The organism is Pseudomonas sp. MF09156 (assembly GCF_059862305.1).
The window spans coordinates 105,851-118,105 of sequence record NZ_JCBCUR010000009.1; the positions used below are offsets into that span (position 1 = coordinate 105,851).

The following is a 12,255-nucleotide window of genomic DNA, read 5'->3' on the forward strand; positions in this document are numbered from 1 at the left end:
AGCCTGGGCGACCTGCTGAACAACAGGCCATGTGTTGATAGGAAACGAGGACCATGAAAAAAAATTTAAGCCCCGCACCGGATTCACCCTGGCAGGCGCGGAGCCGCCGGCGCGGGCAATGCGGTGATGGCAGTTTGAGGCCGTCTAATTTATAGTAATTCTCATGTAGATTTGAAAAGTCCTACACACAACGTCCAATACTGGCGTTTCGCCCAGCTGTAACGGCGTGTGTAAGCACTTAAATTTCAGGGCAAATACCTCGTTTACCTGACAGCTTGCCGCGCCTGTCTCTGCCCTTGTGGGCGATTGAGCTGCGGTCCGAACTTTCCTGGCTGGAACCCGTGCATGAACCGTCCCCGACACACCCGGCGCGCTCTGCTGGCAGCACTTTGCCTGATCCCCGTGGCCGCGTTCGCCGCCTGGCAACTGATCCCGCCCGGCCGGGATAAATTTGCCACCCTGCAAGTACACCGGGGCGATATCGAAAGCAGCGTGACCGCCCTCGGCACCCTGCAACCGCGGCGTTACGTGGATGTCGGCGCCCAGGCCTCCGGGCAGATCCGCAAGATTCACGTCGAAGCCGGCGCCCAGGTCAAGGAAGGCGACATGCTGGTAGAGATCGACCCCGCCACCCAACAAGCCAAGCTCGACGCCACCCGCTACTCCATCGCCAATTTGCAGGCCCAACTGCAGGAACAGCACGCGCAACACCGCCTGGCGCAGCAGAAGTACCAGCGCCAGCAACGCCTGGCCGCCGGTGGCGCCACCCGCGATGAAGACGTGCAAACCGCCCAGGCTGAACTGGATGCTACCCAGGCGCGCATCGACATGTTCAAGGCGCAGATCAGCCAGGCCCAGGCCACGCTGCGGGTTGATCAGGCTGAACTGGGCTACACGCGCATCTATGCGCCGATCTCCGGCACCGTGGTGGCCGTGGATGCCCGCGAAGGCCAGACCCTCAACAGCCAGCAGCAGACGCCGCTGATCCTGCGCATTGCCAACCTGTCGCCGATGACCGTGTGGGCGGAAGTCTCGGAAGCCGATATCGGCCATGTCAAACCGGGCATGCAGGCCTATTTCACCACCCTGAGCGGTGGCAACCGGCGCTGGACCAGCACCGTGCGCCAGATCCTGCCGGTGCCGCCCAAGCCCCTCAACGAAACCAGCCAGGGCGGCGGCAGCCCCAGCAGTTCGAGCAAGAGCGGCAGCGGCCGGGTGGTGCTGTACACCGTGCTGCTGGATGTGGACAACGCCGACAACGCACTGATGGCGGAAATGACCGCCCAGGTGTTTTTCGTCGCCAGCCGCGTCACCGATGCGCTGACCGCGCCCGTCGCTGCCCTGCAGGGCAGCACCCGCCCCGACATGCAACTGGCCCGCGTGGTGGCCAAGGACGGCAGCATCGAAGACCGTGAGGTGCGGGTGGGTATCAGCGATCGCCTGCGCATCCAGATCCTCGACGGCCTGAACGAAGGCGATCATCTGCTGATCGGCCCCGCCGACAGCAGCGGAGGCTGAATGTTGACGCCGCTGATCGAACTTCGGGACATCCGCAAATCCTACGGGGGCGGTGATGCCCCCCAGGTCGATGTGCTGCGCGGGATCGACCTGTCGATCCATGCCGGGGAATTCGTGGCGATTGTCGGGGCCTCCGGCTCAGGCAAGTCGACCCTGATGAATATCCTCGGCTGCCTCGACCGCCCCACCGTCGGCCAGTACCTGTTCGCCGGGGAAAACGTCGCCCAACTGGACACCGACGAACTGGCCTGGCTGCGCCGCGAGGCCTTTGGCTTTGTGTTCCAGGGCTACCACCTGATCCCGTCCGGCTCGGCCCAGGAAAACGTCGAGATGCCGGCGATCTATGCCGGCACACCGGCCGCCGAACGCCACGCCCGCGCCGCCGCCCTACTGACCCGCCTGGGGCTGGCCGGGCGCACCGGCAACCGCCCGCACCAGTTGTCCGGCGGCCAGCAGCAACGGGTGTCGATTGCCCGGGCCTTGATGAACGGCGGGCATATCATCCTCGCCGACGAACCTACCGGCGCCCTCGACAGCCATAGCGGCGCCGAGGTCATGACCCTGCTCGACGAACTGGCGAGCCAGGGCCACGTGGTGATCCTGATCACCCACGACCGCGAAGTGGCGGCGCGGGCCAAGCGCATCATCGAGATCCGCGACGGCCTGATCATCAGCGACACCCCCAACACCCACAACCAGCCCGCCACTGAAGCCAACCCCAAGGCCCTGCAAGCGGTGGACCTGCGCCAACGCCTGGCCGACGGCGCCGAGCACAACGGCGCCTGGAAGGCTGAACTGGTGGACGCGGTGCAGGCGGCCTGGCGGGTCATGTGGATCAACCGCTTCCGCACGGCCCTGACCCTGCTGGGGATCATTATCGGCGTGGCCTCGGTAGTGGTGATGCTGGCCGTGGGCGAAGGCAGCAAACGCCAGGTCATGGCGCAGATGGGCGCCTTTGGCTCCAACATCCTGTATGTCAGCGGCTCGGCGCCCAACCCACGTACGCCGCCCGGCATTATCACCATGAACGACGTCGCCGCCATGGCCGCCCTGCCCCAGGTCAAGCGCATCATGCCGGTCAATGGCGCGGAGGCCGGGGTGCGTTTCGGCAATGTCGACCACATGGCCTATGTAGGCGGCAACGACACCAACTTCCCGACGATCTTCAACTGGCCAGTGGTCGAGGGCAGCTACTTCACCGAGGCTGACGAACGCGCCGCCGCTACCGTCGCGGTGATCGGCAAACGGGTGCGCGACAAGCTGTTCAAGGACCTGCCCAGCCCCATCGGCCAATACATCCTGATCGAAAACGTGCCGTTCCAGGTGATCGGCGTGCTTGCCGAAAAAGGCGCCAGCTCCGGCGACAAGGACAGCGACGACCGTATCGCCATCCCCTACTCTGCCGCGAGTATTCGCCTGTTCGGCACCTATAACCCTGAATACGTGGTGATTGCCGCCGCCGACGCGCGCAAGGTGCATGAGGCCGAAAAAGCCATCGACCAGTTGCTGCTGCGCCTGCACAACGGCAAGCGGGATTTTGAACTGACCAACAACGCCGCGATGATCCAGGCCGAGGCCCGGACCCAGAACACCCTGTCGCTGATGCTCGGCTCGATTGCCGCCATTTCGCTGCTGGTGGGGGGCATCGGCGTGATGAACATCATGCTGATGACCGTGCGCGAACGCACCCGGGAAATCGGCATCCGCATGGCCACTGGCGCCCGGCAGCGCGACATCCTGCGCCAGTTCCTCACCGAAGCGGTGATGCTCACGGTGGTCGGCGGGGTGGCCGGGATCGGCCTGGCCCTGCTGGTCGGTGGCGCGCTGATCCTCAGCAGCGTGGCCGTCGCCTTCTCGCTGCCCGCAGCCCTGGGCGCCTTCGCCTGCGCGCTGGTCACCGGCGTCATCTTCGGCTTTATGCCGGCCCGCAAAGCAGCCCGGCTCGACCCGGTCACGGCCCTTACCAGTGAATGATCGCCCTATGAAAGCGCACTTGACCCTCGTTGCCGCCAGCCTGCTGCTGGCCGCGTGCAGCAGCCCGGCGCAGCGCCCGGCCAGCGGCCTGCAGCCGCCGCCGGCCTGGGACACGGCAAGCCAGGCCAACGCTCTGCACGTCAACCAGCAATGGTGGAAGGCCTTTGCCAGCCCGCAGCTCGACCAACTGATCGAACAGGCCCGCACCGGCAGCTACGACCTGGCCAGCGCCATGGCCCGGGTGCGCCAGGCCCAGGCCGGCGCCGTGGTGGCCGGCGCGCCGCTGCTGCCCGAACTCAAGGGCGGGCTCAACGCCAACCGCCAGAAACTGCTGCGCGGCAACGGCTACAGCGAACTGGATGCCGACAACAACAATGACGCGGTGGATTATTTCAATGCCAGCCTGACGGCCACCTACGAAATCGACTTCTGGGGCGGCAAGCGCGCCGCTCGCGACAGTGCTGAACTGGCGGTGCGCGCCAGCGAATTCGAGCGCGCCACGGTGGAATTGACCCTGCTCAGCGGCGTGGCCACCACCTACACCCAGCTCCTGGCCCTGCACGAGCAACAACGCATCGCCGAGCTCAACCTGGCCAATGCGCAGAACGTGCTCAAGCTGGTACAGACCCGGCATGACGCGGGCTCTGCCACCCAACTGGAACTGGCCCAGCAAAAGAGCCTGGTCGCCGCGCAGCAACGCCAACTGCCCGAGGTACGCCAGCGGACCGAAGCCGCACGGATCAGCCTGGCCGCCCTGCTCGGCCAACCGGTGCAGACGCTGCAACTGACGCCCCAGGCCTTTGAGCAACTGCGCTGGCCAAGCATCGCCGCCGGCGTACCCAGCGACCTGCTCAGCCGCCGCCCGGACATTGCCAGCGCCGAAGCGCAACTGGCGGCCGCCCAGGCCGACATCATCGTCGCCCGCGCCGCCATGCTGCCCAGCGTGACCCTCAGCGCCAACCTGGGCTCGGGCGCCAACCGTGCTGGCGATATGCTGCGCAACCCGTTCTACAACCTCACGGGCGGGCTGATCGCACCGATTTTCAACAACGGCCGCCTCAGCGCCGAACGCGACAAGGCCACGGCACGCCAGGATGAGCTGCTGCAAACCTATCGCGGCGCGATCATCAATGGCTTTGCCGATGTAGAAAAGGCCCTGAGCAGCATTCGCCGACTGGACGAACAGCGCCAGTGGCAGCATGAAGAACTGGACCAGGCACAGAAAGCCTTCCGTATCGCCCAGAGCCGCTATGAGGCTGGCGCGGAGGACTTGCTTACCGTACTGGAAACCCAGCGCACGCTGTATGCCGCCCAGGATTTGAACGTGCAACTGCGCCAGGCACGGCTGGGGGCGAGTATTGCGCTGTACAAGGCACTGGGAGGGGGGTGGCAGGCGTCTGGTCTTTAACGATGAGGATCTAATGTGGGAACTGGCTTGCCGGCGATGTTGCCTGCCCCATCGCCATTGCCATCGCCGGCAAGCCAGCGCCTACCGTTTGACGTTGATCGGACAGGTCAAATCGTCCGTTCCCTGACCTTCAAATGCCGCGCATACCACGGCCGCTTCGGCACCTTGCGGAACAAGTCCTGCAACTTGTCATCATCAGCGCCGAAGGTGATGCGCAACGCCAGCTTCATGGTTTCCGGATCCATCTCCACGGTGCGCCCCATCTGCAATCCCGGGGTGGTGCTGCAACCATGGGTATCCGGCCCCAGCCATGGATCACCCACCTCGACCCAGCGCCCTGGCGCAAACCATGGCACACCGTTGACCTCCAGGCGGCTCAGCTCACCCGGATTAAAGCGCTGATGGGCGCGGAACCAGTCCTCCAGCCGGTCATCGATCCAACCGTGGAAATGCCAGAACACCGGGTTCACATGGGAGGAAAACGGGTCGCCCAAAAAGTCATTTTCAGGCTCATACCAACGCGCCGAAAAATCCGCAGGATCGCGCGCAAAGGGCACCGGTGCGCCGTTGGAAGGGTCGCGCGGCACCGACGCCCAGCGCATGTGCAGCCAATCGTGCAGCCCCAGCTCAACCTCCGAGCCGAACTGGCCCAGGGTCAACCTGGCCAGGTAACGCGGGTCGCGGTACTGCGACTCCCACACCTGGAAGTTGCTGTGATAGGTCTCGCAAGCCTTGATATCACTGACCCACTGGCTGTACTGCTCGTCGCCACTGGCCATCCAGGTCGGCGGCAGTGCGAAGCCATCGTGATTGTCAAAGTAGCGCGCGAAGCCCTGGCGATCACGCTCAAGCTCGGGCTGCGGCGGCGGGAAGCGCGGCCAGGACGGCAAGTCCTGCAGGGAGCGCGCCGTACCGAGCATATGCCGATGCATAAAGAAAAAATCGATACCCGAGCCGTTGCGGTCCTTGCGCGGGCCACGGGCATCGCGCTCTTGGTCCCGTGGCCCGGGCTGCCAACCGATGCCGCGCAGGGCGTTGCGCTTGTCCTCGGGGAGCTTGTGCCACTGGTCCCGCGTGGCGTGCCAGAGCTGGTGGAACAGGCGGTGTTCGGGGGCAATCAACCATGCCAGCAGCGCTGGGTTGAGGCCGATGCGTTCGCGGGCTTCGGGGAACAGCTGTTTGGTGGCGACAAATCGGTTATCCAGCTCCAGCAGCGCCAGGGGCCGGTCGAGATTGAGAATCTGCCCGCTGAGGGTGCCGCTGCCGGCATTGCCGAAGCTGCCCCAGACTTCATCCAGGCGCATCGTCAATTCATAGGCCGGCATGCCGTCCGGCGCGTCGCGGTCGATCAGGCGCCAGTACAACAGCGCCGCGTCGCCCGGCGCCAGGTCACCCAGCACCTGATAGCGCGGCTCGCCCTGCCCACGCAGTTGGCCAGCGGTGTCCAGGTAGCCACGCACGCCACGGCCGCGCGGCGCAATATCAAGAAACAGTTCCAGACCGTCGAGGGGCAAGCCTTGCAGCCCGGCGTCACGCCCTTCCAGGCGCAGGCTCCAGATCCCGCGCAGGCTGTTCGCCAACTGCTGGCCGGCGGTGTCCGCCAGGTCCACTGTGGCTTCCTCGGGAGTGATGGGAAATTCCTCGCGCGTCAACTCGCGATGGGCATAAAAGGCAGCAGGTACGGCGGCGCCGGTCAGCGCCAGGCCTGCGATAAACCCTCGTCGAGAAATCGTCATGTTCCTACCTGTGTCAGCCCTGGAGCAGGCTTTATCCAAGCTAGAACGTTTAGCCGGGCGGCAAATTTACTGTAGGGGCCGCGCTTAAATTTCCCGGCCCTGCGCTCGTTCTCCCCAGATAGCAAAGGCCCCTTGCGCCCGCACCTCAAAGGCGAACCGACTGAGATGGCAATGACAAAACCACGTTCGAAAAAGGCTCTATACATCGGCCTGCCCTTGGCCCTGGCCATTGCTGCCGGCGCAGGCCTGGCCTGGGATCACTGGTTTGGCGGCAATGCCGGCTACCCGCTGGAAGTGATCAAGCAGGCCAATGAACTGCAGGACCGCCTGATATCGTTCGACAGCCATATCACCGTGCCCCTGGACTTCGGCACCGCCGGCCATGAAGCAGACAAGGACGGCAGCGGCCAGTTCGACCTGGTCAAGGCCAGTCGCGGGCGGCTGTCGGGGGCGGCGCTGACGATTTTCGGCTGGCCCGAGCTGTGGAATGGCCCCAATGCACCACACAAACCTACCGCAGGTTTTGTCGACGAAGCCCGGCACCAGCAAGAGGTGCGCTACAAGATCATCGCCGGCATGGTCCGCGACTTCCCCAACCAGGTGGGCATCGCCTACACCCCGGCCGATTTGCGCCGCCTGCATGGCGAGGGCAAGTTTGCGATTTTTATCAGCATGCTCAACGCCTACCCCCTGGGCAATGACCTGAACCTGCTGGACATGTGGACGGCGCGCGGCATGCGCATGTTCGGCTTCAGCTACATCGGCAACAACAGCTGGGCCGACTCCTCGCGCCCACTGCCGTTTTTCAATGATTCGCCGGATGCCCTCGGCGGCCTCTCGGCCATCGGCAAGCAAGCAGTGCAGCGCCTGAACGACCTGGGCGTGATCATCGACGTCTCGCAAATGTCGACCACCGCCCTCGAACAAGTCGCCCAGCTTAGTCGCACCCCCATGGTCGCCTCCCACTCCGCGCCTAGGGCCTCGGTGGATATCCCGCGCAACCTCAGCGACAAAGAACTGCAACTGATCAAGAACAGTGGCGGCGTGGTGCAAGTGGTGGCCTTCGGCGGGTATCTGCGCCCGTTGAGCCAGCCGATCCAGGACAAGCTCAACACCCTGCGCGCGCGTTTCGACCTGCCACCCCTGCCCAACCTGGCGATGGCCCTGATGCCCGGCGACCCGATCATCGCTGCCTGGCCGGAGCAGAAGTTCGGCGAGTACGCCAGCGAGCTCTACGCCATTCTCGAAGAAGAACCCAAGGCCAGCCTCAAGGACCTGGGAGACGCCATTGACTACACCGTGCGCAAGATCGGTATCGACCACGTCGGCATCGCCTCGGACTTCAACGAAGGCGGCGGCGTCAAGGGCTGGAACGATGTCAGTGAAGTGCGCAACGTGACCGCCGAACTGATCACCCGCGGCTACTCCGAAGCCGATATCGCCAAGCTGTGGGGCGGCAATTTCCTGCGGGTGTGGGAGCAGGTGCAAAAGTCCGCCAAGCCTGGTGTGCTGCCAAGCGAGCAAACGCCATGACCGACCGTCGCACCTTTCTCAAACAGGCCGGCATCCTCGCCGCCAGCCTGCCGCTGGGGACCAGCCTGCACGTGCAGGCGGCTAGCGCCAAGGCCCCCGTCGATAAATGGGCCGGCCTGCGCCAACTGTTCGACCAGGATCCGAACTACATCCATTTCTCCAACTTCCTGATCACCTCGCACCCAAGGCCCGTGCGCGAAGCCATCGAGCGCCACCGCGCCGCCCTTGACCGCAACCCCGGCCTGACCATGGACTGGGACCTGCAGGAACCCTGGAAACGCGAAGGCCAGGTGCGTGAATGGGCCGGCCGCTACCTGCAAGCCAAACCCGGCCAGATCGCCCTCACCGGCAGCACCACCGAGGGCCTGGCGATGATCTACGGCGGCATCCACGTGCGCCCCGACCAGGAAATCCTCACCACCGAGCACGAGCACTTTTCCACCGACAGCATCCTCGCGTTGCGCACCCAGCGTGACGGCACCCAGGTGCGCAAGATCAAGCTGTTCGCCAACGCCCACCACGTGTCGGTCGATGAAGTGCTGACGGCCATCGAGCGCAACATTCGCCCCAATACCCGAGTACTGGGCATGACCTGGGTGCAGTCGGGCAGCGGCGTGAAGCTGCCTATCGCTGAAATCGGGCAACTGGTCAAGCGCCACAACCAGGGGCGCGAAGAAAAGGATCGGATTCTCTACGTGGTCGATGGCGTGCATGGCTTTGGCGTCGAAGACCTGGCCTTCCCGGACATGCACTGCGACTTCTTTATCGCCGGCACCCATAAATGGATGTTCGGCCCACGGGGCACTGGCCTGGTGTGCGCCGCATCGGAGCAAGTGACCACCCTCACCCCGGGCATGCCGACGTTTTCCGAAGACACCGATTTCGCCACCACCTTCTCCCCCGGCGGCTATCACGCCTTTGAGCATCGCTGGGCGCTGGACGAGGCCTTCAAGCTGCACCTGCAATTGGGCAAGGCCGAGGTTCAGCAGCGCATCCACAGCCTCAACTCCTACCTCAAGGAGCGCTTGCAGGCGCGACCGAACATCGAGCTGGTCACCCCGGCCAACCCGCAGCTGTCGGCCGGCTTCAGCTTCTTCCGGGTCAAGGGCCAGGACAGCGACAAGGTGGCCGCCTACCTGATGCGAAACCGCGTGGTCAGCGACGCGGTGAACCGCGACGTCGGCCCGGTGGTGCGTACCGCGCCGGGCCTGCTCAATACCGAAGATGAGGTCGACCGCTTCCTGGCCCTGCTCGACAAAGCCCTCTGATCCCCTTTTTTCTTGCCCACGAGACGACTCATGAACGATGAACCGCTCACCCCAACGCTGCTCAAGTCCCTGGCGCTGACGGCATTGATCGCCTGCCTGGCACCGTCCGCCCAGGCCGCCACGCCGCCCAAGCCCGGCACCGTGTTCAAGGACTGCAAGAACTGCCCGGAAATGGTGGTGCTGCCCACCGGTACCTTCAAGATGGGCACCCCGGACGATGAAGTCGGCCGCCAGCCCGATGAAGGCCCGATCCATGACGTGACCTTCGCCAAACCCGTGGCCATCAGCCGCTTCCAGGTGCTGGCCGGCGAATGGGACAGCTACCTGCAAGAAACCGGCTACAAAATGCCCGACGGCGACGACCGCCCTGGCCGCAAATGCACGGCCGGCAAACCCACTTACAAGATAAGCGCCAAACATCCAGCCGTGTGCATGGACTTTGCCGAAGCCCGCGCCTATGTCGCTTGGCTGTCGAAGAAAACCGGCAAGCAGTACCGCATGGTCAGCGAATCCCTGCGCGAGTACGCCGCCCGTGGCGGCACCTCCGGGCCCTTCCCGTTCCCGTTCGACGAGGGCAAGGAATACAGCATCGCCAAGCACGCCAACACCTACGGGCCGGCCGATGGCTACAGCTACACCGCGCCGGCCGGCAGCTATGCGCCCAATGCGTTCGGCGTGTATGACATGCATGGCAACGTCTACGAATGGGTCGAAGACTGTGAAAACGACAGCTATGTGGGAGCGCCCAGCGATGGCAGTGCCTGGCTGACCGGGCAATGCGAGGTGCGGCAGATTCGCGGCAACGACTGGGGCGAGGCGCCGGTGTTTTCCCGCTCCGGCAACCGCAACAACCTCTACCCCAACGTGCGCGGCGACTGGCTGGGCTTTCGCGTGGCACGGGAGCTCTGAGCCTGTGCAACTCGGGACGCGGCTAAATCGCGCCGGGCCCGACTCGTCCTCCTACTATCGGCCTGCCAGCGGTAAACCTTCGCGCGCAGGCCTTCACTTGCCCACAGCACGTAGCCACGTCGCGATCGAGGTAGTTTCATGACCGCAGCACCGCGCAGCGCCATTCGCGAACTCTTGAGCCTGCTCAAGCCCTATCGACGGATTGTCATTTCTTCCATCACCCTGGGCATCGTCGGCGGCCTCAGCGTCACCGCGCTGCTGGCCACGGTCAACCGCGGCCTGCACAGCGCCGACGGCATGGGCACCGGCGTGGTCCTGGCCTTCGCCGGGCTGTGCCTGCTGGCGTTGCTCAGCAGTATCGGCGCCGATATCGGCACCAACTTCGTTGGGCAGAAGGTGATTGCCAAACTGCGCAAGGACCTCGGCGCCAAGGTGCTCGCCGCGCCCATCGAGCAGATCGAGCGCTATCGCACCCACCGCCTGATCCCGGTGCTGACCCATGACGTGGACACCATCAGCGACTTTGCCTTCGCCTTTGCCCCGCTGGCGATTTCGACCACAGTGATCCTGGGCTGCCTGGGCTACCTGGCGGTGCTGTCCTGGCCGATCTTCCTCATGACCCTGCTGGCCATCGGCATTGGTTCGGCGGTGCAGTTCGTGGCCCAGAGCAAAGGCATCAAGGGCTTCTACGCGGCCCGTGACGCCGAAGACAACCTGCAAAAACACTACTCGGCGATTGCCGAGGGCGCCAAGGAACTGCGCATCCATCGCCCACGCCGGCACGCCATGCACACCCGCAATATCCAGGGCACCGCCGACCATATCTGCGACACCCATATCCGCTCGATCAATATTTTTGTGATCGCCAAGAGCCTGGGCTCGATGCTGTTTTTCGTGGTCATCGGCCTGGCGCTGACCCTGCAACAGTTCTGGCCCAGCTCGGACCCGGCGGTGATGAGCGGCTTTGTCCTGGTGCTGCTGTACATGAAAGGCCCGCTGGAAAACCTGATCGGCAACCTGCCGATCATCAGCCGCGCACAAATCGCCTTCCGGCGCATTGCCGACCTGTCGGAGCGCTTCTCCTCGCCGGAACCGCACCTGCTGCTCGATGACGCCGACAAAAGCGTGCCGGTGATGAAGCACCTGGAACTGCGCAACGTGCAGTACGCCTTCCCGCCCGTGGAAGGCAGCGAGCCATTCAAGCTGGGGCCGGTCAACCTGAGCATCGAGCCTGGGGAGATCCTGTTTATCGTCGGCGAAAACGGCTGCGGCAAGACCACCCTGATCAAGCTGCTGCTGGGCCTGTACACCCCGCAGCAAGGCGAAATCCGCCTCAACGGCCTGCCCGTGGACGCCCTGGGCCTGGACGACTACCGCCAGATGTTCACCACGATCTTTGCCGACTACTTCCTGTTCGACGACCTGGTGCAGAACGACAAGGCCCTGCCCGACGACGCCACCCAATACCTGGAGCGCCTGGAGATCGCGCACAAGGTCAGCGTGCGCGATGGCGCGTTCACCACCACCGACCTGTCCACCGGGCAACGCAAGCGCCTGGCCCTGGTCAACGCCTGGCTCGATGAGCGCCCGGTGCTGGTATTTGACGAGTGGGCGGCCGACCAGGACCCGACCTTCCGGCGGATTTTCTACACCGAGCTGCTGCCGGACCTCAAGCGCCTGGGCAAGACCATCATCGTCATCTCCCACGACGACCGTTACTTCGACGTCGCCGACCAGTTGGTACGCATGCAGGCCGGTCGCGTCATCAGCGAAAAAGCCTGCGCCTGACCTCCCTCCCCCAGGAGCCGGCGTGCCGGCGATGGCTGCCTCAAGGCATGCGATGAAGCCACGAGCCTCATCGCCGGCAAGCCGGCTCCTACAACGCCTCCCGCCGGCTATTGCGCCTAAA

General features: G+C 64.5%; 8 protein-coding genes. 7 read left to right on the top strand and 1 reads right to left on the bottom strand.

What is annotated here, in order from left to right:
* The first annotated feature begins 345 nt into the window (after window positions 1–345).
* From AC19YY_RS20020 to AC19YY_RS20030, 3 genes are read left to right on the top strand one after another with little or no spacing between them, the layout of a single operon-like run.
* Window positions 346–1,518, top strand: a complete 1,173-nt coding sequence (locus tag AC19YY_RS20020) for an efflux RND transporter periplasmic adaptor subunit (protein ID WP_170058416.1) — start codon at window positions 346–348, stop codon at window positions 1,516–1,518.
* Window positions 1,519–3,492: a MacB family efflux pump subunit gene (locus tag AC19YY_RS20025; RefSeq protein WP_169954760.1), complete on the top strand. Its 1,974-nt coding sequence runs from the start codon at window positions 1,519–1,521 to the stop codon at window positions 3,490–3,492.
* A gap of 7 nt (window positions 3,493–3,499) precedes the next feature.
* A complete protein-coding gene (locus tag AC19YY_RS20030) occupies window positions 3,500–4,900 on the top strand; it encodes an efflux transporter outer membrane subunit (RefSeq protein WP_500604722.1) in 1,401 nt (466 codons plus the stop codon).
* 107 nt (window positions 4,901–5,007) lie between these two features.
* On the opposite strand, the gene pvdP is transcribed toward AC19YY_RS20030, so the two are convergent.
* Window positions 5,008–6,636 carry a pyoverdine maturation tyrosinase PvdP gene (gene pvdP, locus AC19YY_RS20035; RefSeq protein WP_170043719.1) on the bottom strand — a complete coding sequence of 543 codons (1,629 nt, stop codon included), beginning with the start codon at window positions 6,634–6,636 and terminating at the stop codon, window positions 5,008–5,010.
* A gap of 171 nt (window positions 6,637–6,807) precedes the next feature.
* Here pvdP and pvdM point away from each other — a divergent pair, with 171 nt between their 5' ends.
* The 4 genes from pvdM (at window position 6,808) to AC19YY_RS20055 (ending at window position 12,134) form a co-directional block, all read left to right on the top strand.
* Entirely contained in the window at window positions 6,808–8,169 is a 1,362-nt protein-coding gene (gene pvdM / locus AC19YY_RS20040; protein ID WP_500604723.1) for a pyoverdine-tailoring dipeptidase-like protein PvdM, read from the top strand.
* Complete coding sequence (pvdN, locus tag AC19YY_RS20045; protein WP_500604724.1) at window positions 8,166–9,437, top strand: pyoverdine-tailoring periplasmic protein PvdN; 1,272 nt, start codon at window positions 8,166–8,168, stop codon at window positions 9,435–9,437. Before pvdM ends, pvdN begins: the two co-directional genes overlap by 4 nt.
* A gap of 30 nt (window positions 9,438–9,467) precedes the next feature.
* Window positions 9,468–10,346 carry a dihydropyoverdine dehydrogenase gene (gene pvdO / locus AC19YY_RS20050; protein ID WP_169954765.1) on the top strand — a complete coding sequence of 293 codons (879 nt, stop codon included), beginning with the start codon at window positions 9,468–9,470 and terminating at the stop codon, window positions 10,344–10,346.
* A gap of 138 nt (window positions 10,347–10,484) precedes the next feature.
* A complete protein-coding gene (locus tag AC19YY_RS20055) occupies window positions 10,485–12,134 on the top strand; it encodes a cyclic peptide export ABC transporter (RefSeq protein ID WP_169954766.1) in 1,650 nt (549 codons plus the stop codon).
* The last annotated feature ends 121 nt before the right edge of the window (window positions 12,135–12,255 follow it).

Bases quoted from the DNA above. Each gene is read 5' to 3' on its own strand.
- AC19YY_RS20020 (WP_170058416.1), top strand. From the start codon at position 346: ATGAACCGTCCCCGACACACCCGGCGCGCTCTGCTGGCAGCACTTTGC.
- AC19YY_RS20025 (WP_169954760.1), top strand. From the start codon at position 1,519: ATGTTGACGCCGCTGATCGAACTTCGGGACATCCGCAAATCCTACGGG.
- AC19YY_RS20030 (WP_500604722.1), top strand. From the start codon at position 3,500: ATGAAAGCGCACTTGACCCTCGTTGCCGCCAGCCTGCTGCTGGCCGCG.
- pvdP (WP_170043719.1), bottom strand. From the start codon at position 6,636: ATGACGATTTCTCGACGAGGGTTTATCGCAGGCCTGGCGCTGACCGGC.
- pvdM (WP_500604723.1), top strand. From the start codon at position 6,808: ATGACAAAACCACGTTCGAAAAAGGCTCTATACATCGGCCTGCCCTTG.
- pvdN (WP_500604724.1), top strand. From the start codon at position 8,166: ATGACCGACCGTCGCACCTTTCTCAAACAGGCCGGCATCCTCGCCGCC.
- pvdO (WP_169954765.1), top strand. From the start codon at position 9,468: ATGAACGATGAACCGCTCACCCCAACGCTGCTCAAGTCCCTGGCGCTG.
- AC19YY_RS20055 (WP_169954766.1), top strand. From the start codon at position 10,485: ATGACCGCAGCACCGCGCAGCGCCATTCGCGAACTCTTGAGCCTGCTC.